General features: G+C 58.8%; 20 protein-coding genes. 8 read left to right on the forward strand and 12 right to left on the reverse strand.

Annotation, left to right across the window (positions count from 1 at the left end):
* The first annotated feature begins 13 nt into the window (after window positions 1-13).
* The 6 genes from Q2K57_RS00485 to Q2K57_RS00510 all read left to right on the forward strand — a co-directional run bounded on the left by Q2K57_RS00485 (window position 14) and on the right by Q2K57_RS00510 (window position 7,790).
* Window positions 14-838: a substrate-binding domain-containing protein gene (locus Q2K57_RS00485; RefSeq protein ID WP_112054899.1), complete on the forward strand. Its 825-nt coding sequence runs from the start codon at window positions 14-16 to the stop codon at window positions 836-838.
* A 293-nt stretch (window positions 839-1,131) separates the two neighbouring features.
* Window positions 1,132-2,301: an isovaleryl-CoA dehydrogenase gene (locus Q2K57_RS00490; RefSeq protein ID WP_112054900.1), complete on the forward strand. Its 1,170-nt coding sequence runs from the start codon at window positions 1,132-1,134 to the stop codon at window positions 2,299-2,301.
* Between the two features lie 12 nt (window positions 2,302-2,313).
* Window positions 2,314-3,921 carry a carboxyl transferase domain-containing protein gene (locus Q2K57_RS00495; RefSeq protein ID WP_112054901.1) on the forward strand — a complete coding sequence of 536 codons (1,608 nt, stop codon included), beginning with the start codon at window positions 2,314-2,316 and terminating at the stop codon, window positions 3,919-3,921.
* 7 nt (window positions 3,922-3,928) lie between these two features.
* Window positions 3,929-4,798: an enoyl-CoA hydratase-related protein gene (locus Q2K57_RS00500; RefSeq protein WP_112054902.1), complete on the forward strand. Its 870-nt coding sequence runs from the start codon at window positions 3,929-3,931 to the stop codon at window positions 4,796-4,798.
* Window positions 4,795-6,858 (forward strand): acetyl/propionyl/methylcrotonyl-CoA carboxylase subunit alpha, encoded by a 2,064-nt coding sequence (locus Q2K57_RS00505; protein WP_304525876.1) that lies wholly within the window; start codon window positions 4,795-4,797, stop codon window positions 6,856-6,858. The genes Q2K57_RS00500 and Q2K57_RS00505 overlap by 4 nt, the downstream gene beginning before the upstream one ends.
* Before the next feature lie 32 nt (window positions 6,859-6,890).
* Window positions 6,891-7,790: a hydroxymethylglutaryl-CoA lyase gene (locus tag Q2K57_RS00510; RefSeq protein WP_304525877.1), complete on the forward strand. Its 900-nt coding sequence runs from the start codon at window positions 6,891-6,893 to the stop codon at window positions 7,788-7,790.
* Window positions 7,791-7,925: 135 nt separating this feature from the next.
* On the opposite strand, the gene Q2K57_RS00515 is transcribed toward Q2K57_RS00510, so the two are convergent.
* From Q2K57_RS00515 to Q2K57_RS00535, 5 genes are all read right to left on the reverse strand, one after another.
* Complete coding sequence (locus Q2K57_RS00515; RefSeq protein ID WP_304525878.1) at window positions 7,926-8,708, reverse strand: toll/interleukin-1 receptor domain-containing protein; 783 nt, start codon at window positions 8,706-8,708, stop codon at window positions 7,926-7,928.
* A gap of 99 nt (window positions 8,709-8,807) precedes the next feature.
* Window positions 8,808-9,683 carry a DUF4231 domain-containing protein gene (locus tag Q2K57_RS00520; RefSeq protein WP_304525879.1) on the reverse strand — a complete coding sequence of 292 codons (876 nt, stop codon included), beginning with the start codon at window positions 9,681-9,683 and terminating at the stop codon, window positions 8,808-8,810.
* 1 nt (window position 9,684) lies between these two features.
* Window positions 9,685-10,158, reverse strand: coding sequence for a TIR domain-containing protein (locus Q2K57_RS00525; protein ID WP_304525880.1), 474 nt, complete (start codon window positions 10,156-10,158; stop codon window positions 9,685-9,687).
* A 76-nt stretch (window positions 10,159-10,234) separates the two neighbouring features.
* The gene (locus tag Q2K57_RS00530) at window positions 10,235-10,639 is read right to left on the reverse strand and encodes a TIR domain-containing protein (protein ID WP_304525881.1); all 405 of its coding nucleotides are present in this window, start codon (window positions 10,637-10,639) and stop codon (window positions 10,235-10,237) included.
* Between the two features lie 6 nt (window positions 10,640-10,645).
* Complete coding sequence (locus Q2K57_RS00535; protein ID WP_304525882.1) at window positions 10,646-11,881, reverse strand: TRAFs-binding domain-containing protein; 1,236 nt, start codon at window positions 11,879-11,881, stop codon at window positions 10,646-10,648.
* A gap of 262 nt (window positions 11,882-12,143) precedes the next feature.
* Here Q2K57_RS00535 and Q2K57_RS00540 point away from each other — a divergent pair, with 262 nt between their 5' ends.
* Window positions 12,144-12,338: a phage integrase N-terminal SAM-like domain-containing protein gene (locus Q2K57_RS00540; RefSeq protein ID WP_304525883.1), complete on the forward strand. Its 195-nt coding sequence runs from the start codon at window positions 12,144-12,146 to the stop codon at window positions 12,336-12,338.
* A 67-nt stretch (window positions 12,339-12,405) separates the two neighbouring features.
* Here the strand turns inward: Q2K57_RS00540 and Q2K57_RS00545 are convergent, their stop codons facing one another.
* The 5 genes from Q2K57_RS00545 to Q2K57_RS00565 form a co-directional block, all read right to left on the reverse strand.
* The gene (locus tag Q2K57_RS00545) at window positions 12,406-12,831 is read right to left on the reverse strand and encodes an N-acetyltransferase (RefSeq protein ID WP_304525884.1); all 426 of its coding nucleotides are present in this window, start codon (window positions 12,829-12,831) and stop codon (window positions 12,406-12,408) included.
* A 335-nt stretch (window positions 12,832-13,166) separates the two neighbouring features.
* On the reverse strand, window positions 13,167-13,775 hold the full coding sequence (locus Q2K57_RS00550; RefSeq protein WP_304525885.1) for a cold shock and DUF1294 domain-containing protein: 609 nt from the start codon (window positions 13,773-13,775) through the stop codon (window positions 13,167-13,169).
* Window positions 13,776-13,838: 63 nt separating this feature from the next.
* Window positions 13,839-14,264, reverse strand: coding sequence for a hypothetical protein (locus Q2K57_RS00555; RefSeq protein ID WP_304525886.1), 426 nt, complete (start codon window positions 14,262-14,264; stop codon window positions 13,839-13,841).
* Between the two features lie 426 nt (window positions 14,265-14,690).
* Entirely contained in the window at window positions 14,691-17,177 is a 2,487-nt protein-coding gene (locus Q2K57_RS00560) for a YbcC family protein (RefSeq protein WP_304525887.1), read from the reverse strand.
* Window positions 17,174-18,754 (reverse strand): NADH-quinone oxidoreductase subunit L, encoded by a 1,581-nt coding sequence (locus Q2K57_RS00565; RefSeq protein ID WP_304525888.1) that lies wholly within the window; start codon window positions 18,752-18,754, stop codon window positions 17,174-17,176. Before Q2K57_RS00565 ends, Q2K57_RS00560 begins: the two co-directional genes overlap by 4 nt.
* A gap of 100 nt (window positions 18,755-18,854) precedes the next feature.
* Between Q2K57_RS00565 and Q2K57_RS00570 the strand changes: the two genes are divergently transcribed.
* A complete protein-coding gene (locus Q2K57_RS00570) occupies window positions 18,855-19,775 on the forward strand; it encodes a LysR family transcriptional regulator (protein WP_304525889.1) in 921 nt (306 codons plus the stop codon).
* 114 nt (window positions 19,776-19,889) lie between these two features.
* Here the strand turns inward: Q2K57_RS00570 and Q2K57_RS00575 are convergent, their stop codons facing one another.
* Together Q2K57_RS00575 and Q2K57_RS00580 are read right to left on the reverse strand one after the other, a co-directional pair.
* Window positions 19,890-22,079: an OsmC domain/YcaO domain-containing protein gene (locus tag Q2K57_RS00575; protein WP_304525890.1), complete on the reverse strand. Its 2,190-nt coding sequence runs from the start codon at window positions 22,077-22,079 to the stop codon at window positions 19,890-19,892.
* Between the two features lie 135 nt (window positions 22,080-22,214).
* Complete coding sequence (locus Q2K57_RS00580) at window positions 22,215-23,531, reverse strand: diguanylate cyclase (RefSeq protein WP_304525891.1); 1,317 nt, start codon at window positions 23,529-23,531, stop codon at window positions 22,215-22,217.
* Window positions 23,532-23,700: the final 169 nt, after the last annotated feature.

Consider the following 23,700-nt stretch of genomic DNA (forward strand, 5'->3'; position numbering starts at 1 on the left):
AAGGAAAGCTCGTATGCGCTATCGGATCCTCAGCCTCGCCGCCCTCGGCCTGATCGGCAGCACCCTCTCTGCTGCCGCACTGGCCCAGGACGACGCCCCCTTCATCACCCTGGCGTCGACCACATCCACCGAGCAGTCGGGGCTGTTCGGCTCGATCCTGCCCAAGTTCAAGGAAGACAGCGGCATCGACGTGCACGTGGTCGCGGTAGGTACCGGCCAGGCCTTCGAGATCGCTCGCCGTGGCGATGCCGACAGCCTGCTGGTGCATGACACCGCCGGCGAAAAACGCTTCGTCGCCGAGGGCTATGGCAGCGAACGCCAGAACGTCATGTACAACGACTTCGTGATCCTGGGCCCGGACAGCGACCCCGCCGGCGTGCGCGGTGCTAAAGACGTCGAGGAAGCCCTGACCCGCATCGCCGACGCCGAGGCGCCCTTCGCCTCACGCGGCGATGACAGCGGCACCAACCGCGCCGAGCTTCGCCTGTGGGACGCCGCCGACATCCAGCCGAGCGGTGAATGGTATCGGGAGCTGGGCAGCGGCATGGGGCCAACCCTCAACACCGCCGCCGGCATGGACGCCTATGTGATGTCCGACCGCGCCACCTGGGTGGCCTTCAAGAACCCGCAGAACCTGGCCATCGTCTTCGAAGGCGACGACGCCCTTTTCAACCAGTACGGCAGCATCCTGATCAGCGAGGAACGCTTCCCGGACCTCAAGCACGACCTGGCCAAGCAGTGGCATGACTGGCTGCTGTCGCAAAACGGCCAGGAAGCAATCGCCGATTACCGCGTCGATGGCCAGCAGCTGTTCTTCCCCAACGCCGACGGCTCCTGATGGCCAACGCCTTTACGTGGCAACCGGGTAAAGGCTGGCTAAAGGTCCGGCTCAAGGCCTGACACGACAATATTTGAAACACCCATTATCGGGCGCCCTGCGAGGCGCCCGATGTCGTTGCAGGGTCTCGGGCTGCAACCTTGGTCTACCCGCCGCAACCTTCACTTTACGTTAACGTCAACCAGTCCTAGGCTAGTCATATCAATCGACACGCGATATCCAACCAAGCGCCGCGCGGTGGCCTTCGATCTTTGTCGCCGCCGCCTGCCAACCACCTGCCCGGGAGCCACGCCATGCATACCCCCTATCAGCCCCTCGACTTCGGCCTCGATGAGACGATGGTCATGCTGCGCGATCAGGTGAACGCCTTCGCCCGCGACGAGATCGCCCCACGCGCCGCCGAGATCGATGAGAAAAACGAATTCCCCAACGACCTGTGGCAGAAGTTCGGCGACATGGGCCTTCTCGGCATCACCGTGTCAGAAGAAGACGGTGGTAGCGGCATGGGCTATCTGGCGCACTGTATCGCCGTGGAAGAAATTTCCCGGGCCAGCGCCTCGGTCGGGCTGTCCTACGGCGCCCACTCCAACCTCTGCGTCAACCAGTTGAAGATCAACGGCAATGCCGAGCAGAAGGCCAAGTATCTGCCCAAGCTGATCAGCGGCGAGCACGTCGGCGCACTGGCCATGTCCGAGCCGGGTGCAGGATCGGATGTGGTGTCGATGAAGCTGCGCGCCCGCCGCGACGGCGACCACTACGTGCTCAACGGCAACAAGATGTGGATCACCAACGGCCCCGACGCCCACGTGCTGGTGGTCTACGCCAAGACCGACCCGGCGGCCGGTTCCAAGGGCATCACCGCCTTCATCATCGAGAAGGACTTCCCCGGTTTCTCGACCGCCCAGAAGCTCGACAAGCTCGGCATGCGCGGCTCCAACACCTGCGAACTGGTGTTCCAGGACTGCCGCGTGCCGGCCGAGAACGTGCTGGGTGAGGAAGGCCGTGGCGTCAAGGTGCTGATGAGCGGGCTGGATTATGAACGCACCGTGCTCGCCGCCGGCCCCATCGGCATCATGCAGGCGGCCCTCGATGTGGTGGTGCCCTACGTGCACGAGCGCAAGCAGTTCGATCAGGCGATCGGCGAGTTCCAGCTCGTGCAGGGCAAGATCGCCGACATGTACACCACCCTCAGTGCCTGCCGGGCCTACCTGTATGCGGTGGCCGCCGGCTGCGACCGCGGCCAGACCTCACGCAAGGACTCCGCCGGGGTGATTCTTTACTGCGCCGAGAAGGCCACCCAGGTGGCGCTGGATGCCATCCAGCTGCTCGGCGGCAACGGCTACATCAACGAATATCCCACCGGGCGCCTGCTACGCGATGCCAAGCTCTATGAGATCGGCGCCGGCACCAGCGAGATCAGGCGCATGTTGATCGGCCGCGAGATCTTCAACGAATCCAAGTAAGGGCGGCGTTCCATGAGTATCCTGCATACCCAGATAAACCCGCGCAGCGAGGTCTTCCAGGCCAACGAGGCGGCGATGCGCGACACGGTCGCCTCCCTCAAGGAACTGACCGCGACCCTCGCCCAGGGCGGCGGCGACAAGGCACGCGCCCGCCACGAATCCCGCGGCAAGCTGTACGTGCGCGACCGCATCGATCATCTGCTCGACGAGGGCTCGCCCTTTCTCGAGCTCTCGGCGCTGGCCGCCTATGACGTCTACGACACCCCGCTGCCCGCCGCGGGCGTGATCACCGGCATCGGCCGGGTCAGTGGCGTCGAGTGCGTGATCGTTGCCAACGACGCCACCGTCAAGGGCGGCACCTACCACCCGCTGACCGTCAAGAAGCACCTGCGCGCCCAGGAAGTGGCCCGCAAGCATCGCCTGCCCTGCCTCTATCTCGTCGACTCCGGCGGCGCCTACCTGCCCGAGCAGGACGAGGTCTTTCCCGACCATGACGACTTCGGGCGCATCTTCTACAACCAGGCCACTCTCTCCGCCGCGGGCATTCCGCAGATAGCGGTAGTCATGGGTTCCTGCACCGCCGGCGGTGCCTATGTGCCGGCGATGGCCGACGAGTCGATCATCGTCAAGGGTCAGGGCACCATCTTCCTCGGCGGCCCGCCGCTGGTGAAGGCGGCCACCGGCGAAACCATCAGCGCCGAGGACCTGGGCGGCGCCGACGTGCACTGCAAGGTCAGCGGCGTGGCCGATCACTATGCCGACAACGACGCCCATGCCCTGCAAATTGCCCGCCGCGCCGTCTCGCGGCTGAACTGGCAGAAGCGCGGCCAGCTCGCACTCAAGGACTCACGCCCGCCGCGGCTCGACCCCGCCGAGCTCTATGGCATCGTCGGCACCGATCTCAAGAAGCCCTATGACGTGCGCGAGGTAATCGGCCGCCTGGTCGACGATTCTGACTTCGACGAGTTCAAACGCTACTACGGCGACACCCTGGTCACCGGCTTCGCCCACCTCCACGGCCACCCGGTGGGCATCGTCGCCAACAACGGCGTGCTGTTCTCGGAAAGCGCCGTCAAGGGCGCCCACTTCATCGAACTGTGCGCCCAGCGCAAGATCCCGCTGGTGTTCCTGCAGAACATCACCGGCTTCATGGTCGGCTCCAAGTACGAGCAGGAAGGCATCGCCAAGCACGGCGCCAAGCTGGTCACCGCGGTGGCCTGTGCTCAGGTCCCCAAGTTCACCGTGTTGATCGGCGGCAGCTTCGGCGCCGGCAACTACGGCATGTGCGGCCGCGCCTATGACCCGAACCTGCTGTTCATGTGGCCCAACGCCCGCATCTCGGTGATGGGCGGCGAGCAGGCCGCCAACGTGCTGGCCCAGGTCAAGCGCGACCAGTACGAGCGCGAGGGCCGCGAGTGGACGAAGGATGAAGAGGAAGCCTTCAAGGCGCCCACCCGCGAGCAGTACGAGCACCAGGGCCACCCCTACTACGCCAGCGCCCGGCTGTGGGACGACGGCGTGATCGACCCGCTGCAGACCCGCGACGTGCTCGGCCTGGCGCTGGCCGCGGCAATGAATGCCGAGATCGACGACACCCGCTTCGGCGTCTTCAGGATGTGAGGGCCTCATGACTAATACCACTTCGCAAGGGACAACTTCGCCAGAGACCAATCCGTCAGGGACAACGTCCTTTTCCCATCTCGCCATCGATGAGCGCGGTGTGGCCTGGCTGACGCTGGATCGCCCCGAGGTACTCAATGCCTTCGACGATCACCTGATCAGCGAGCTCAATGACCATCTCGACAGGGTCGCGATCGCCGCCGAACGCAGCGAGGTCCGCACCCTGGTGCTGCGCTCCGAGGGCAAGCACTTCTCGGCCGGCGCCGATCTTAGCTGGATGAAGCGCATGGTCGACTATTCACTCGAGGACAACCTCAAGGACTCCCGCGAGCTCTCACGCCTGATGCATGGCCTCGACACCCTGCCCTGCCCCACGCTCTGTCGCGTGCAGGGCGCAGCCTTCGGCGGTGCCGTGGGTCTCGCCGCCTGCTGCGATCTGGTGATCGCCTCCGAGAAGGCCAGGTTCTGCCTCTCCGAGGTCAAGATCGGCCTCGCGCCCGCGGTGATAAGCCCCTATGTGCAGCGCGCCATCGGCGCGCGCCAGATGCGCCGCTACGCACTGACCGCCGAAGTCATGCAGGCCGATACGGCACAGCGGCTGGGCCTCGTCCACCGGGTCGCCGAGCCGGATGACCTGGACGATGCCGTGTCGGCGATGCTCGACACCCTGCTCGCCGCCTCGCCCCAGGCTCAGCGTGCCACCAAGGCCCTGCTAGCCACCGTCGGCCGCGACTCCGACAGTGAGGCCACCCGCGAGCGCTGCTGCCGCGTGATCGGCCAGCTGCGGGTCAGCGATGAAGGCCAGGAAGGCCTCGCCGCCTTCTTCGACAAGCGCGCGCCGCGCTGGGACCACCACCCCAAGGATTCGACGTCATGACCTCCTTCACGCCCCCTCAGAGCACGCCCTTTTCCAAGGTCCTGATCGCCAACCGCGGCGAGATCGCCTGCCGGGTGATGCGCAGCGCCCGTGCCATGGGGATCGCCACCGTGGCCGTCTACTCCGACGCCGATGCCAATGCCCGCCACGTGCGCGAGGCCGACGAGGCCGTGCGCATCGGCCCGGCGGCGGCCCGTGACAGCTACCTGAAGGTCGACGCCGTGCTCGAGGCCGCCAAGCGCACCGGCGCTGGCGCCATTCATCCGGGCTACGGCTTTCTTTCCGAGAACGCCGACTTCGTCACCGCCTGCGCCGAGGCCGGCATCGTCTTCATCGGTCCGCCCGCCGCCGCCATCTCGGCGATGGGCGACAAGTCCGCCGCCAAGGCCCGCATGGCGCAGGCCGGCGTACCGCTGGTGCCCGGCTATCATGGCGATCATCAGGGCGATGAGCTGCTGCGCGCCGAGGCCGACCAGATCGGCTATCCGGTGCTGCTCAAGGCCAGCGCCGGCGGCGGCGGCAAGGGCATGCGGGTAGTCGAGTCCGGTGACGGCTTCCAGGCCGCCCTGGACGGCTGCCGCCGCGAATCCCAGGCCGCCTTCGGCGATCAGCGCATGCTGATCGAGAAGTACCTGACTCAGCCGCGCCACGTCGAGGTGCAGGTGTTCTGCGACCGTCACGGCAATGGCGTCTATCTCTTCGAGCGCGACTGCAGCGTGCAGCGGCGCCACCAGAAGGTGCTGGAAGAGGCCCCCGCCCCGGGCATGAGCGAGGCCCTGCGCCGCGAGATGGGTGAGGCCGCGGTGCGCGCCGCCCAGGAGATCGGCTATGTCGGCGCCGGTACCGTCGAATTTTTATTGGACTCTTCACAAGAGCAGGACGGCCGCTTCTACTTCATGGAGATGAACACCCGGCTGCAGGTCGAGCACCCGGTCACCGAGATGATCACCGGTCAGGATCTGGTCGCCTGGCAGCTCAAGGTGGCCATGGGCGACGCCCTGCCCTGCACTCAGGACGAACTCGCCATTCATGGCCACAGCTTCGAGGCGCGCCTGTATGCCGAGGACCCGGCGCAGGACTTCCTGCCCGCCACCGGTCACCTCGAGCACTTCGGGCTGGATCTGGTCGGCGCCGGCCTCGACCCTTTGCAGGTGCGGCTGGACAGCGGTGTGGAGAGCGGAGACGAAGTCTCGATGCACTACGACCCGATGCTCGCCAAGCTGATCGTGCATGGCGACGACCGCATCCAGGCGCTGGCCACCCTCAACCGGGCCCTGGCCGCGCTGGACGTGCGCGGCGTGGTCACCAATCGCGCCTTCCTGCAGCGGCTGGCGAGCCACCCGGCCTTCCAGGCCGCTAAGCTCGATACCCGCTTCATCGAACACCACCACGACGACCTGTTCGAGGTTAGCGAACCAAGCGCCGAGGACTACGCCAGCGCCGCCATGGTGGCGCTGGACCAGCTCGGCCGCGAGGGCGCGAGCGACTCCCCCTGGGACCGCCATGACGGCTTTCGCCTCAACGCCGATCATCGCATCCGTGTAGCCTTGAGCGACCCCAAAGCGAGCGACCCCACATCGAGCGACGCCGAGCCCGTCGTCGTCGACGGCAGCCGCCCTCATGACGCCGCCCCGTGGCGGCTCACCACTCAGGGCACGACGCTATCGGCCAACCTGCAGCGACTCGATGGTGATGCCGTGGCGGTGACGCTCGACGGCCACCGCCGTCGCCTGCTGGCAAGGCTCGATGGCAACGCCATCGTGCTGGCCGATGCCCAGGGCGAGACCCGCCTTGACTGGCTGCGCGCCGACGCCGTCGATCACGGCCAGCACGAAGCCGAATCGACCCTCACCGCCCCCATGCACGGCACCGTGGTCGCGCTATTGGTAGAACCCGGCACTCCGGTCGAGAAAGGCATGCCGCTGATGGTGATGGAGGCCATGAAGATGGAGCACACCCTGAGCGCCCCCGCGGATGGCCAGGTCGCGAGCTTCCACTTCGCGGCCGGCGACACCGTGGGCCAGGGCGAGGTGCTGCTCGAATTTGCCGTCGATGAGTGAAGCGCGCTAGCCCGAGAACGAGGAGACAGCAGATGACATTCCCCCAATCCGTGCGCCTGGTCGAGGTCGGCGCCCGCGACGGCCTGCAGAACGAGCCCGAACCGGTCAGCACCGACACCAAGCTCGAGCTGATCGACCGGCTCGGCGCCGCCGGCCTTCGCCACATCGAGGCAGCCAGCTTCGTCTCGCCCAAGTGGGTGCCGCAGATGGCCGACCACCGCGAGGTGATGGCCGGCCTCAAACGCCGCGAGGGCATCGTCTATTCGGCGCTGACCCCCAACCTCAAGGGGCTGGACGCCGCGCTCGAATGCGGCGTGGACGAGGTCGCGGTGTTCGGCGCCGCCAGCGAGTCCTTCTCGCAGAAGAACATCAACTGCTCGGTGAGGGAATCGCTCGAGCGCTTCGCCCCGGTACTCGACCGCGCGAAAGCCGCTAATGTGCGCGTGCGCGGCTATGTATCCTGCGTGCTTGGTTGCCCCTACGAAGGCGAGATCGCCCCCGCCAAGGTGGCCGAGGTGGCAAAGGCGCTTTTTGAGATGGGCTGCTACGAGGTCTCGCTCGGCGACACCATCGGCACCGGCACCCCGATCAAAGCCAAGCGCATGCTCGAGGCCGTGGCGCGCGACATCCCCATGGACAAGCTCGCCGCCCACTTCCACGACACCTACGGCCAGGCACTGGCCAACCTCTACGCCGTACTCGAAGAAGGCATCGGCGTGATCGACAGCTCCGTGGCCGGCCTCGGCGGCTGCCCCTATGCCAAGGGCGCCTCCGGCAACGTGGCAAGCGAAGACGTGATCTACCTGCTCAACGGGCTCGGCATCGAGAGCGGCATCGACCTCGATGCACTTGCCGCTACCGGTAACTGGATCACCCAGGCCATCGGGCGGCCCAACCGCTCCAAGGTGGGCGTAGCACTCGCTGCAAAGTAACAGAAGCGCAGAAATGAAAAGCCCCGAGCCGGAACACCGGCTCGGGGCTTTTCTTGTTACGGACATTTACTCTTGCTGAAATATAACGCCTGCGCAATAGGCGCGAGCTTGCGAGCGTCCTAATTGACGCATTTGTTAAGTTAATCTGAATGTTCTGACCAAATGTGCTTTATTGGCCGCAATACGCGCTTCAGCATAGAAAGCTCCTCCAAATGCAATTACTGCTGCGACAGGAACAGACCAAAACCCTATACCCCACATCATAGGTATTTTAAGACCAAACCATGACTCAGAGTATGACGGAAGGTGGAGCATTGTGATTAACGATAGAATGCCAATCGTCGCTGCTGTCGCTTGTCTGATACGAAGCCTTTCCTGTGGAGTAAGGCCATATTTGATTGTTCCCTGGCATCCAAGGCATACATGCACTCCATGCTGAAACGGAGTTGCACAATGTCCGCAGGTATGCATTTCAACCTGCGGTTCATGTGAAATACCTTGAGATTTTAGGACTGTAGTTTGGATAGCGTTGGCAACACGGTTTGCGTCACCGTTCCAAAGTTGAAACAACTTATCATTTAGAAGTGGGAATTCTTCTACTACTCCATCAACCTCAGCCTGAGTTCCAACCAAAATGGGAATAATGATTACCTTTCCGGACTTAGCTTCTAGATTAAGCACCGCCCATAGCTCTCTTTTTGGCCAATGCTTGGCCATGAAAGCACGACTTAAAATAACTACGGCAAAATCTGAGACTTTAAGCCCATCATTGACCCTTTCAGTAATGCTTTCTCCAGCGGATATCTCAGCCTCGTCGACCCAGTAAGAAAGACCTCGCTGTTCCAGACAGCTAGCCAAGGGTCTAGCAACAGAGACTTTATCTTCACTAGCGTGACATATAAATATGTCTTTTTTCATATGGTGCGATTTTCCTTGTGAACTTAACGCTTGCAGCATGCGCGCCCATGGAATGAAGCCGAAGTCGCAATGTACTGGGCGTCGCCGTGCCTGCACTGGTTATACGCTCTTCCGCGCCACCCACTGAGTATGTTCTCTGGAAAAAGCAGACTCACTATTTATCACAAACTCTGAGAGGTGGCGCTCCTCCGTTACGGAAACAGATTCTCCCTTTATCAAAACAATCTCATGCGCTGCCAATGCATATGATGAGTTGAGTTCATTATGTTTCTTGGCTTGAACCCATGTAAGTACTGCGCTCGCTGCTGTGGCAACAACCTCGACTGGCAACGATGTGGACGGCTCTTTAATTCGATAAAGAAGCATTAGTATTGCAAGGGAGTGCAATACTATTGAGACAATAAACCATTGTCTTGCCAAGCGTTTATTAAGTTGTGACTTCATTGAGTACCAATGTGACTGATTATCAATTCTGTCTGAGATATAGACTTCTAAACGTTGCTCCCATGGCAAAGAACGGACATTAATCATTTTTTCTGAAACTGCCTCTCCTAAATTTGGCGACCACTCAAGCACATGAGATAATGATCGATTTTGGTTTAGAATCGATTTTAAGTCATTAAGAAACTCTTTCTGTTCTTGCTGATTGGGCCCATCAGCCTCATACGGCTTTGCCTTCATAACCCAACGCCACGTGCGCGTCTTAACAGACTCAGCTACCGCTCGTCCGTTGTACCATGTATCTTCTGGCTTCTGAACTTTTATCCAGACAAGAATTCCTAAAGTGATCAGGAACAATGAGGCAGACGCTATAGCAGCATATACGTCTGCCGGATAAAAGAATGACACGGAAGCAGCGATTACCAAAAGCATGAGGTAGCACTTTAGAGCGTTAAAATACGCGCTCTGCGCTTTTAGAGAAGCACTGTCTGCGGAGTTGTATAGTGCAGGAAAATCCTCTTCCTCTATAGTCACATCAATACCCCAAGTTCTTGTAAACGTGTTCTTTGTAGTGGTAGTTATCGTTGTCATTATGCATTTGATAGTTCTGAATGGCATAAGCAACGATAGCAGGAGAGAAAGGAACAAAAATAGCTCCTATATCCCTGATAATAGGAGGACATGTATCCCTTACCATCGATCTTGAACCATCAAGATTTACCCCAATGATTGTGCATCCCTTTTCTATGGCAACCTGCGCTTCCCAGCGTACATATTTGTGCCTTCTTTTGGTATCTTCTCCGATTAGCATCACGTATTTTCCTGCCAAATTAATTCGTTCACGACATTTCCGCTTTATGTAGGCCTCATTCTCAGAATTTACTTCGGCATGGAGCTGACAGCTGGCAAAGTTAAAATCAATTTTTTTGTTGGCTTTCCATGCCTGCATTAGTCGCCAGTAATGAATATCTGTGCTACTAAACCCCACAAAAGCTCTTGGTAATGACATTCCTACCTCCTTACGTATAACGCCGCCAGCAGAGGCGCGAACTTGTGAGCGTCCTGCTGACTGGCATTGTTATAATTTACTTGGCGTGAGCTCTGATAGCAGTGATTATACTCTCTGTGTTCCAACGAACATCAACGATTGAGCGTGAAGATACAACAGATGATATCCGCTCTTGTCCACGTGGAATTACGCCAACAATCGGAATTCCTAAGTCAAGCGCCTTGTCCAGCTCCCATTCCATCCAAGAACTATGGCTTGCATATACTCCAGCAAGAGCCAAGATGACATCCGAGTCAACGATTTTTTTTGCCAATCTCGTCTTAACATAACTTTCATCTTCTGAATTAATCGGAGTATCTTTCGTGGATTCTTCGTATGCCGCACTGAAATACCCTCTACCATTTATCAAACTTCTTAGCGCCTCCAAAGTATCAGTGTATTGCCAAGAGTGACTTATAAATATTTTATATTCCTTTGCCATTCCAATTTAAACCTTTAGTAGCTCACTGAGTTTTTTCTTGCTTTCGAAATATGTTTCTGACTCCCACTCTACTGATGTCAGGGATAGAAATATTTTTTCGAACACATTACCGTTTTCTTCGTCACCTAGGCCAAAATAGCAACTGGCTAGGGTTGCATATGGCCATTTATTTACAGATTGAGTGCTTTCACCTTCATCAAGCAAGTATGCCAATGTATCTATTATTTCATACCTAGCTTTTTTTGCTGCAATTTTATAGAAAACCTTTTCCTCGGGATCTTCTTCTATACTTGCAGCAATATTCAAACAAATCGCGTAATTTTCACCATTGTAGTAATCTCTACGAATTTGGAATCCTTTTGAATAATAATCCATAGCTCGTCTTAAACACTCCCTATCGCTTGTTGCTTGCCATAAACGCTTATAAATGGCACCTGTAAGCCCAAGTGTTTCAGGATCATTTGTCTCATTATCTGGATCTAGCTTCTCAATTATTTGAAGAGCATCAGTTAGAGCAGATATTTCAGTAGGAACTTTAGACTTATACCTTGCAAGCGCATGCTGCTGGGTAAAGTATGATTCATTAGGAACTAAATCTTCTGCTTTCTGCCACAACTTAGCTGCTTCAGAAAAGTTAGAATCTTCCATGCAATGTGTGGCGCGTTCGGATATTGCAAATATACTATCTTCTCTATCGGAAAGATCCCCGATAATTCTTTGGTATTCTTTTTTTGTTAACTTAGGGGGTTCGATATCTTGTATATAATCATAAAGAGGGCTATCAACAGTACTATTTTTTAATAGAGAGCCAATCATATCTACTAGTGATTCTTTGCAACGCTCTGCCTCATCAACTCCGATATCATCACCCAAGTGTGAATAGTGAAAAATACGATTATGATTAATATCAAACGGTATCGTTCCTTCTTGCTCTTTTATGATTATTGTCGAAAAAGGTCTAACCGCATGGCGAACACCTAACTCATATATTGCATTTGGGTTATATGTAGATATATCCGCAACAACTAAATCAGCGTGCATTAATAGTGCATACATGCTTTTATCAATTAGACCAGAGTCTTGTATTTCATCAGCCCTTACGCATGTTAAGCCAGATTTTTCTACCGCAGGCCTAATGATATTTTTATATGTTTTGTCTAGATCTAATGTTTTTCCCGTGGATAAATCTGTCTTTTTTCCGAAGCCCATTATTACAAAACATAACTTTTTCCTTTTAGTCACTCAGCACATCCTTTTCATGAAATTATAACAGTGATTAGAGCGCGTGCTCGTGTATCGACTTGAACGAGCTGACACGTTCAACAATATTATCGATCGGGCTATTTGCCATCTAACCCATTGATAGTAATAGACACTAAGGTTAGTTCGGCTACCTATGCAGAATTCGCGCGCTTGCACGTTTTGCCGGACCCAATAATACTGTATGAAAATACATATATTCGGACAACAACGTATGGACGCGCAGAGCAGACCGTCCAAGCTGATGGATCGTGTGAAGGCCACCATGCGGGTAAAACGCTACAGCCCGCGTACCGAGAAGACCTACTGCTACTGGATACGCTACTTCATTCGTTTCCATGGCGTGCGTCACCCCGCCAGCATGGGTGCCCCTGAAGTGAAGGCTTTCCTGGAACACCTCGCGGTAGAACGCTATGTGGCGGCGGCCACGCAGAGCTAATCAACTCTGAACTACAACGAGAGAATGTGGACGTGAAGCGAAAACTTAGGTCGATATCAGCCGATTATCAGGAAAGCTCCAGCTCCATATAGTGAACTGCACTTTCGGTCTTACAAATTCGGAAACCAAGCCGTTCGTAAAGCGCCACGGCTGGATTCATGCTAAACACGCAAAGCCGAAGAAGTTTAACTCCTGTATCCTTGGCAATATCGCTGGCAAAACTGATAGCCTGCGAGCCTACTCCCCTGCCCTGCCAATCCGGCCTTATCTGTAGGTCTCGAATGTAATAAGCCATATCATCGTGACTCAACCGCAAGACACCCACCGCGCTGTCACCCAAGATGATCTCGTAGCTCTCGAACTCTTCCCAGTTCTTATCAAACAACGCCTGATCCCAATGAACCCCGATCTTTTGATAGTACGGCTCCATATTCTGGCGAGTCAGCCGTTCAACAAATTCCTTGTTTTTCGCTTGTCGGAACTCAGGCGTCATTTCTACTTTCCTGGCAGTGATCAAACTGCGTTACCGGTAATTACGTGAACGTGCCAGCGCACTCACCCATACGATCCGGCGCCAACCCTGGAGAGATACACTAATTATGAGCGAGTCAAAAAAAGGCTCGGCAGCCGAGGCGGGGTTTTCGCCCGTGCGTTGTTCCCAGGGTGGCAGACTCTTCACAGCGAGGAGCTAGGCACGCTACCGCCCCTACCTGGGCATGTGGTGATGGCGTCCTGCCATCCATGCAGTAGTCCCTACGTGTCGGGTCCCGCGTTAATAGTGACACCTTTATCCATGGCGCAACCGATCATCAAGAACCCTGCCCTTATTCACCATGTTTCAAGAATCTTCCCAATGAATGCCGCGCCGGTGGTTGACCCCGCCACCCCAAGAACACCGCAGTTGAGCACCACCGTAAACCAGAAAATAATTTGGAAAGGCCGCTTGCTTGATTTATGCCGAAACACCTGTTGCGCCAATAGCGCACCAGGCCAGCCACCTAACAATGCACAGAAATGAAGTGTATTTTCCGACGTCCGCTGAGCCTCGCGTTGCGCCGCCCATTTATCAAGGCCATACAAGACGAAGGTTAAAGCGCTCATTCCAGCGAAACCCGACAACGAGGATGCCGGCAACTTCCCCGTATCGACGAGCCTCCACAATACCGGGAAAGGCAAGAGGGCTGCGGCTGAAAAGAGCATGCGCTTTGACATCAGCATCCCAGAGACAGCACCTAGACCAGCGGGGCGCACATTCACAGCGCGCGCCTTGCCATCCGAGGCCGTGCTCATCTCATAGGAGACGCTATCACCGACTGAGGGTCGGGATGCACCACGCGCCATGCCGCTTACATGAAAGAATAGCCTGTCACCACCCGAGTCGGGGCTGATGAAGCCAAACCCTCTATCATCTTTCCAATCCGCAATGCGTCCTCGCATCAATTCTTACCTCACTTGGACAACATGCCTCTGTTCGCCGATGATTCACCACCCCTGAAGCCCTTATGAACTGGTGCGGCATACCGCCCGCCCTTCTTCCCGTAGATAGCAGCAAAAGCTCGCTACATCCTCATTACTGAAACGGCCCGAGATGAACTCACCCGGGATCAGCCCTTCGTCCCACCGCTCCGATAGCAGAATGTACTCCGCCGCCTTTTCATCACCCGGGGATATCTCCACGACGGCGGTGGTTTGATGGATATAGAGATCACGTAGTTCTTTCGTACAGTTAATAATGGGGAAGGTTTCGTCAGCAGTGCACTGATATCCAGCCTGGGCAAAAAAATCACTTGCGGTGGAGAACAGGACACTAGGTTCCAAGTGCGGAAGTGGTGTTGGTTCAATGTTTCTGACGATATCACTGGCCACATTGGTGCAGCCAGAAACGAGCACTGACATCAAGCTCAAAAGGAGGTATTGCTTCTTCATAGCAGTCGTAACTCTTCACAAAGTAACTCTTCACAAGAGCGGGAGAAGCAATAAACGAACCGGGCACGCTACCGCCCCTACCTGGGCATGAGGTGATGGCGTCTTGCCATCCATGCGGTAGTCCCTGCGTACAGCTATGGTGTGATTCGGCCTGATCGTCTCGGCGACCTTGAGCAGCCAGCGTATTCAAGAATGGTGATGGAAGCAAAATGGCGGTGAGTCGCGGAGGTGGCGCAACTCGGCGCCTGTGTCTGTAAGCCACCGAGCGATTCCCCTGCCTCACCGAGAGAAAAGCCCTGTCGGCGAAGTAAGTGATACACAAAAAAGCCCCGAAGGCTGGATTGGGTGTCCAACTTTCGGGGTGCAGTTCAGATCTGGCTCGGGGCTTTTTCTTATGAGACGTGTCTTTTGAGGCGAGTATTGCCTCTAGCTGGTGACCCACTGCCCGCCGCGGTAGGCGACAATCTCGCCGTTCTGGTCATTGAGCGCGAAGAGGTTGATCCAGTCGTTATCCACCAGTGACGCGAGCATCTCGTGGCGGCTGATGATGTCCTCGATGGCGAGAGTCGGCGCCGCCAGGTAAACGCTCAGGCGCAGGGGTTCGTGGCGCCATTGCTCGCCGTCGTGCAGCGACTGCATCGGCAGGCCGATGCGCAGGTCCCCGCCGTTGCCCTCGAACACGCCGATATGCCCGCCGACCACGTTGTGCAGCACCTTGTTGCCGCTGCCCAGCTTGCGGTTGTCCAGCACGGAGCTGTTGTACTGCATGTTGATCCAGTGGGCGACAACCATGGGCGCGGTCATGATCTGCTCAAGCCTCGAGAAGTCTGGATCGGTGCGCCAATCATAATCATGCAGAAAGCTGCGGCCGGCCAGATCGATGGGCGCCGTAACGTGGCGTGGTGCGGCGATGAAGCTGGCGTTGTTGGCAAGCCCCCACTCCGGGCGGGTCTGCGACCAGTCGGCGCCGCGGCGATCGAGGGTCTTGGCAAGATCCGATTCCTCCGCCGAGAGGCCGAGCCGCGGGGCACGCTCGCGCCGGGCCTGGGCGCTTGCCTGCTCGAGCCATTGCCGCTCGGCCTGGCTCAGCGGGTCATTATGATCCCCCCCGGCCTCCGGCAACTCGATCCGGTCGGTGATGGTGTGGTGCAGCGCGGGCACGAAGCGGGTCTGCTCCGGAATGATAAGGCCCATATCAGCCAGCTTCTCACGCTGCGCTGGGTCGTTGAGCAACCGGGCCAGAGCCCGCACCGAGACCTCGCCCGACTGCCCGCCACAGGCGCCGCACTCGAGCCCCGCCGCATGCGGGTTGTTGCTGCTCTGGCTGGTGTGGCCGACCAGCAGCACCCGGGGGGCGAACTGCTCGGTGAGCCCCATGGCGTTCAGGATGGTGTGGGCGAGCCCTGCCTTGTCATGGAGGCTCAGCGCCTCGCCGCTGTCCCGCCAGTGCCAGCTGAGCTGATCCATGGCGATGGGGGCGCGCTTGGCTTTGGGGTCCAACGAGCGGCGCAGCAGCTTGCCGGCGTACATGAGGCCCCCGGCCTCCACGGCGGTGAAGGTGGCGCTGGCCGCCTTGCTCCATTCCTGAAGACGCGCCTGCCAGTTGAGCCGCTGGGCGGAGCGGCGGTCGCCTTCGGCCGAGCCGCTGCAAAGGGTTACCTTCGGGGCCAGCAGGCCCGGCAGATGGGGCTGAGCTAGCGCGGCGCCGGACGGCCGATGTTCCAGCGGCAGGCCGAAGAAGCCGGCAAACCCCAGGGTCTGGATCGCCGGGCTCTGCTGCTCCAGCGCCCGGCGCAGGGGCTCGGAGCGCACATCGATGCAGAACGCCGCCTGAAGCTCGGGTGGGGTGGTCGGCAAGGTGGCCCGGACCGACTCGCCCAGCGCCCGATGCAACGGCTGCTGGTAAGCGAGTTCGCTGGCGATCTGCCACACCCACAGCGGCTGCTGTGCGCGGTGATGTCGATCGATCTGCTCCGGCAGTTCCACCAGCTCGCGGTGCCACAGGGCCATCAGCCGTTCGGCCTGATCGGGTCGCTCCTGGCGGATATAGCGCCACAGCACGAGCTCCCAGGCCAGGCGAATCGCCAGCAGGCTGCGCATGTCGGACGGCCGCTGTTTGGCCTCGCTTGAGGCAAGCGCACGCTGCCAATCCTGATAGGCGACCCAGGCCGCCCAGCCATTGATGTCCAGCAGCAGCGCCTGGGCATAGCCGTCGAGGCGCTTGGCATCGACATCCAGCTCGGCGATCGCGGCCTGGAACAGGCCGTCCTCGGTGTGCGGCAGGGTCTCGAAATAACGCCGCAGCTTCGGCTCGCCCATCAGGATGGCGATGCCGCGATCCTTGAGGGTCATGTCGCGCCAGTGCTGATACAGGCGCTTGTCGGCAGGCGCGGTCAAGCGTTCGGCGTTGAGAGGCCCGTCCTCTTGGAAGTAGGCGGCGCAGAACTGGCTGATCTGGTGGGTGATCTCGTCACGCCAGGCCATCTTGTGCTGCCGGTCACGGCGCGCATCCACCAGATCGCTGATGTTGTGCCAGTGCGGTAGCCGGGCCAGGTCCTCGACCACCTGCAGCAGGTTCTTGTAGCTCCCCTGGTAGCCGATCCGCTTGGCCGCCTGGGTCAGATGATCATCGCTGATCTCGCCGCGCTGCCAGGCTCCCAGATAGTGGCTTGGCGGCATCAGGCAGCGAATGTTGGCAAGCGCCGACAGCCGGGCGAAGACGTTGGCCGCGCTGTCCCCGCGCATGGCCCAGTATGGGCTGACCGCAATCTGGCGATCCAGCGGCCAGGTCGGGGCGACGCTTCCGCAGGCCCGATCCAGTGCCTGCTCGTGCGCGGGCGTCAACGGCGGATGGTCGTCCACGTTCACGGACTGGGGAGTCAATGCGATCTTGGCGTTTTCTTGAATCGTCATAGCGAACCCTCACGAGAATCGGTATGCAGCTGCTTGGCCTGGATGCGACTCGGCAACGCATGCGGCCAGAGTTTCAAGGTGTTTCGAGTGACCCACTCATCCAGATAAAAACCGGCGTAGCAGTAGAGGTTCAGCTTCTGCACCCAGCCAAGGTGCAGGCCATAGCGCTGCAGGCAGTAGCCCGCAAACAGCACCACGAAAAGCAGGCTGACCCAGAGATCCGCCCAGAGGGATGTCGTGTGCTCGAAAGTAGGCAGGAGCACGGCGAACAGCGACTTGAGCGTGAAATAGGCGAGCATCACCAGCGCGGCCAGGCCAAGGAAGCGGGCTCCGGTATCTGGCGCGCCCTGGCGGCGCCGTTCGGCTAGCAAGACGGTCAGGGCCAGGGTCAGCAGCACCCAGGGGCTCAGCATATCGAAGGCCGTGGATTCGGTCGTCGAGCGAACCACGACGCCCAGCGCCACCACCATCGCCGTGCTGATACCGCCCGCCGAGAACCACTGGGCAAGCGTCGGGTGGCTTCCAGGTGCCTGGCGACGCTGCAGATCCTCTTTGACCGCCTCGCCGGAACTCAAGAAGGCGTAGGCCTTGTAGCAGGAGTGCGCGATCAGGTGCAGCAGCGCCAGCTCCACGAGCCCCAGGGCAATCTCGACCAGCATCAGGCCCATCTGCGCGCTGGTCGACCAGGCCAGCCGCACCTTGATGCTGATGCGCGTCATCATGACCAGGGCCGCCAGAACGCTGCTGACCCCGGCCACCACCAGGATCAATGCCTGTGCAGGAACCGACGCCTGCAGCAGCGGATAGAACAGCAGCAACAGGTAGCCGCCAAGATTGATCACGCCGCCATGCAGCGCCGCTGAAACCGGGGTGGGTGCTTCGACTACCTGGATCAGCCAGCCATGCAGGGGCAGTTGGGCGCACTTGATCAGCGCCGCCAGGGCAAGCAAACAGGCCGCCGCCTGTTCGCTGAAGGAAAGCACTACGTCGGGCGCTGCATAGGCGCCGGTAATCACGCTGATGCGTGCGCTGTCGTGGTGCAGGTACAGCAGCAGAAAGGCCCCCAGGGCGCAGAGTTCGGCGCCGCGGGCAAAGAGAAACTTCTTGTGGGCGGCCAGGGCCGCGCGTGGGCGATCGGGATAGAACATCAGGAGCTGGTGCATGGACAGACCGATGGTCAGCCAGGCAAGCAGGAATACCACCAGATGGTCGCTCAGCACCGCCACGCTGACGGCCGCGAATACAGTCTGGGCCAGGGCGACGAAGCGCCGCTGGCGGGGTTCGCCCTGCAGATAGGTGGCGCTATAGCGGATCACCACGAAGCCGATGAAGTTGGCCAGCAGCAGCATGACCAGATGCAAGGGCGTGGTCAGCCAAGCGCCGCTCACCGCCGGCAGCAGCTGGAACACACCCAGCCCCAGCAGGACCACCGCGAGCAGCAGGCCGCTCGAGGTAGCGACCTTCGCCATGTGCCAGGCGCGCTCACGCGGCTGACGAGCGCTCGCCAAGGCCCCCAGCGCTAGCACGGTGGGCACCAGGGAGAGCAGGATAGTGGGCAACAGCTCGTTCCAGTGCATGAAAAAACTCCGATAATCCGTGGAGCGAGCAGTATCCTGTGACTCGTTTTTGAATAAAAATAGATATAAATTGACGCATTGTTCTATAAAAGAGAACGGTATGAGCCGCTTGAACTATCACCACCTCTACTATTTCTGGCGCGTGGCCGCCGAGGGCAACCTCACCCGAGTTGCCGAATCGCTGCACCTGTCGCAGAGCGCCCTGTCGGCACAGATACGCAAACTGGAAGACAGGATGGGCAAGCCGCTGTTCGAGCGACGTAACCGCCGCTTGCTGCTGACCGAGGCGGGCCGGCAGGTGTTCAACTATGCCGAGGTGATCTTTACCAAGGGCGAGGAGCTGGAGTCGCTGATCAACCGGGGCATCGAGCCTGAGCATCAGCACATACGCATCGGCACGCTCTCCAGCATGTCGCGCAATTTCATCGAGGGCTTCATCGCCCCGCTGCTGCACCGGGATGGGCCAAAAGTGCAGTTCAGCCTCTACGCCCGGAGCATGGCCGACCTGCTTGATGGCCTCGCCCGCCACGAGTTCGACCTGGTGCTGACCAACACGCAATTGCAGCCCTCTGACTCGCCACAGGCGGCCTGGCAAAGCCAGTTGCTGGCCCGCCAACCGCTCTCCATCATCGGCCCACCCGACTCAGAGCCACCCCTGCCCTTTCCCCAGGGCTACGATGGCCTGCGCTGGGTGCTGCCGGGCGAACATCATGAGGTACGGCGCGCCTTCGATGGCTATTGCAGCCTGCATCAGTACCGGCCAGACATTCTCGCCGAGGCCGATGACATGGCCATGCTGCGCCTGCTGGCCCGGGACAGCGGCGCCGTGAGCGTGCTGCCCGAGGTGGTGGTCAAGGATGAGCTTGAGCAGGGGCGCTTAACACGCTTCAAACGGCTGCCCAACGTGTACGAGAACTTCTACGCCATCACCCTGCCTCGGGAGTTCATGCCGGCCGTGGTATCGGAGCTGCTGGCCCGCCCCCAGATAGAGCTGTCCTCGGCGCATGGCGAGGGCGGCTAATGGCCTCCACCTGTGGCATCGCGTCCAAACGAAACGCCCCCGCGCCAGATGACCGGCGCGGGGGCGTTTCAGGGGGGCCGCTAAAGGCAGGCGCTAAGACAAAGCGCTAACGGCTTACTGCTGGCCGGCCAGGGCCGCACGGTGCGCGTGCAGCTTCTTGTAGCTCTCGATCAGTCGCTGGTGCTTCTCGAGCCCTTCCAGCTGCATGTTGGTCGGGGTCAAGCCGTGGAAGCGCATGTCACCGTTGATGGAATCGACTACGGCGCTGATGGTGTCCTCGCCAAACATACGCGTGAAGTTATAGAGATAGTCTTCCAGCTCCAGCTCGTCATCTAGGGCGATCTGCAGCACCGCGTTCATCGCCTGGTAGAAGAGCCCGCGTTCAACGCTGTTGTCGTTGAACTGCAGGAACATCTCGACCCGCTCAAGCGCGTCTTCGAGCTGGCCAAGCGCCAGGTTGATCAGAAGCTTCAGCTCGAGGATTGTGAGCTGACCCCAGACGGTATTCTCATCGAACTCGATGCCGATCAGGGTGATGATGTCTTCGTGATCATCGATCTGGGTTTCTTCCAGGCGTTCGAGCAGGCCGGCCAGTTGATCGTCATCCAGGGAGTGGATGTTGAGAATGTCCTCACGGAACAACAGCGCCTTGTTGGTGTTGTCCCACACCAGATCCTCGACCGGATAGACCTCGGAATAGCCCGGCACCAGGATGCGGCACACTGGCGCGCCCAGGTCTTCAAAGACAGCCACATAGACCTCTTTGCCCATCTCTTCGAGCATGCCAAACAGGCAGGCAGCCTCTTCCGAGGTAGTGCCCGAGAAGTCCCACTCGCAGAAGTCCACGTCCGCCTTCGAGCTGAAGAAACGCCAGGAGACCAGGCCCGAGGAGTCGATGAAGTGCTCGACGAAGTTGTTCGGCTCGGTGACGGCCAGCGAGTTGAAGGTCGGCGGCATGAAGTCGTTCAGACCCTCGAAGCTGCGGCCCTGCATCAGCTCGGTCAGGCTGCGCTCAAGGGCGACTTCGAAGCTCGGATGCGCGCCGAAGGAGGCAAAGACGCCACCGGTCTTGGGGTTCATTAGGGTGACACAGGCCACCGGGAAGCGCCCGCCCAGGGAAGCATCCTTGACCAGCACCGGGAAGCCTTGAGCCTCCAGCGCTTCAACGCCCTCGAGGATATCGGGATACTTCTTCAGCACATCCATCGGCACGTCCGGTAGCGCGATCTCTTGCTCGATAATCTCGCGCTTCACCGCCCGCTCGAAGATCTCCGACAGGCACTGCACCTCGGCTTCCTGCAGAGTGTTGCCGGCACTCATGCCGTTGCTGAGAAAGAGGTTCTCGATCAGGTTCGAGGGGAAATAAACCGTTTCGCCATCCGACTGGCGCACGAAGGGCAGCGAAACGATGCCGCGCTCCACCTTGCCGGAGTTGGTATCGATCAGGTTCGAGCCGCACAGCTCGTCGTCCGGGTTGTAGATCGCAAGGCAGTGCGCGTCCAGGATGCCCTCGGGCAGCTCGTCATTCGGGCCCGGCTGGAACCACTTCTCGTTCGGGTAATGAACAAACTCGCGGTTGGCAACCTCCTCGCCGAAGAACTGATCGTTGTAGAAGAAGTTGCAGCTCAGGCGTTCGATGAACTCACCCAGCGCCGAGGCCAGCGCACTTTCCTTGCTGGAGCCCTTGCCGTTGGTGAAACACATGGGGGAGGCGGCATCACGAATGTGCAGCGACCAGACATGCGGCACGATGTTTCGCCAGGAGGCGATCTCGACCTTCATGCCGAGGTTCTCGAAGATGCCGGTCATGTTGGCGATGGTCTGCTCGAGCGGCAGGTCCTTGCCCTCGATCCAGGTGCTCTGCCCTTCCGCCGGCTCGGCCATCAGCAGCGCCTGGGCGTCCTCGTCCAAGTTCTCGACCGTCTCGATCTTGAACTCGGGACCGGTCTGCACCACCTTCTTGACCGTGCAGCGCTCGATGGAGCGCAGGATGCCCTCGCGATCCTTGGCGGACAGATCTTCCGGCAGCTCGACCTGAATCTTGAAGATCTGGTTGTAGCGGTCTTCCGGGTCGACGATGTTGTTCTGCGACAGCCGAATGTTCTCGGTGGGAATGTTGCGCGCATTGCAGTACAGCCGCACGAAATAGGCCGCGCAGAGCGCCGAGGATGCCAGGAAATAGTCGAACGGACTCGGCGCCGACCCATCGCCCTTGTAGCGGATGGGCTGATCGGTGATGACGGTAAAATCGTCAAACTTGGCTTCAAGTCTGAGATTTTCGAGGAAGTTGACCTTGATTTCCATGAACGAAGCACCGGATATGTGTATGGGGGGCCCTAAGGCGTAACCCGCCATTATCCAGTTTTTGCCGCCATTCGTCTTGGGCGCTTACTAAAAAACACCGCCAAATGCGAGACGGACGAGCGAGCCAGGCCTGGCTCACACCGCTGTCATCACACGATTACGACCATGCCCCTTAGCCTGATACAGGGCCATATCGGCTCTCTTCAACAAGGTTTCGGGCGTATTGCCATTGCCGGGAGAAGTGGCAACGCCAAAGCTCATGGTCACTATTGCCGTGAGCTTTCCGTCAAGTTGGAAGACCTTCGACGCTATGGCGTCCCTCGCGCGCTCCGCGGCCTGGCGCGCGGCCTCAGCGTTACAGTCCGGCAGAATCACCACGAACTCCTCGCCACCAAAGCGACACGCCTTATCAACCTCTCGCAGATTGTCTGCCAGTGCTTGGCCAACAGCACACAAGACTTCGTCCCCCGTTTGGTGGCCATAGCGGTCATTGAAGGTCTTGAAATGATCGATGTCACCGATGATCAAGCTGAACGAGCCGCCGCTTCGTTCAGATCGCTTGACTTCGTCTGCCAGCAAGCGATCAAACTCTCGTCGATTATATAGGCCGGTCAAGCCATCGGTTATCGCCATGCTTCGAAGGCTGTTTTCTTGCTCACGAATTCGCTGCGTCATCTGGTTGAAGGCATTGGCTACATTAACCAGCTCGCATGGAATTTGAACTTCAATCTGGTGCTCGCGATCACCACTAGAAAAACGCATGGAGCCGTCTACCAGTTGATTCATGCTGTTAACGAGAGAGCGGTTGATTAACACGACCCCCATGACCGCACCAATGATAGAAACAACCAATCCTCCCAACGCGAGGTACTCCAACAGTGCCAGCCGAGACAAAACTTGTTCATGAGCTCGGTCGCTTCTGATGCTTACAGCGTCACGAATGGTTTCAAGCTGATGGGCGAGGCGGTCAATAAGCGATTCGAATTCATGGACTTGAGCTGAAACAGTCGCATTGCCGTGCAGACCTTCACCCGCCAGTATTGTGCCCGAAAGAGACGATAGCTCCTGCCACTGATTTCGCGCTTCGTCGAGATTGGCCACATTGAAACCTTGCCCATCCATGGCGGTGGCAAGATTTTCAAGGCTCGCGTTGATCTGACTAGCCTCTTCTTGATAGGCGGTCCTGAGCCGGGGCTCGCCATCAGTGACGAAATCGACAACTGACTCCGAGACATCCCAAAGTGACAGCTGAACACTCTGCAATGGATGCAGAATATTGCGCTGCGCCGAGGCAACCTCGAGCAGGGGCTGAATGATCGTGCCACGATACAAGAGGTAACCAGTCACCGCAGACAGGTAAATTGGCGCAAGGCTCATCAGCATGCCTGTTGCTAGCCAGAACTTCAGCGATCGACGCCGCCAGAATGCCGGTATATCCTGTATTCTTTTCATCCAACCTCTTTGACACTGGGACAGCCTATCTTTTCGCTAGCTCGACCTCAGTAAGCATACAGGACATTCACGTCATCCCGCCTCATTCATGAGGGCGCTGATCGAGAATCGTGAAGATCGGTGCTGCCGGCACTACCCATCCGGAGCAGCATTGGCGGCGTGAGAACCT

The organism is Halomonas sp. I5-271120, assembly GCF_030553075.1.
GTDB classification, from domain to species: Bacteria; Pseudomonadota; Gammaproteobacteria; order Pseudomonadales; family Halomonadaceae; genus Onishia; species Onishia taeanensis_A.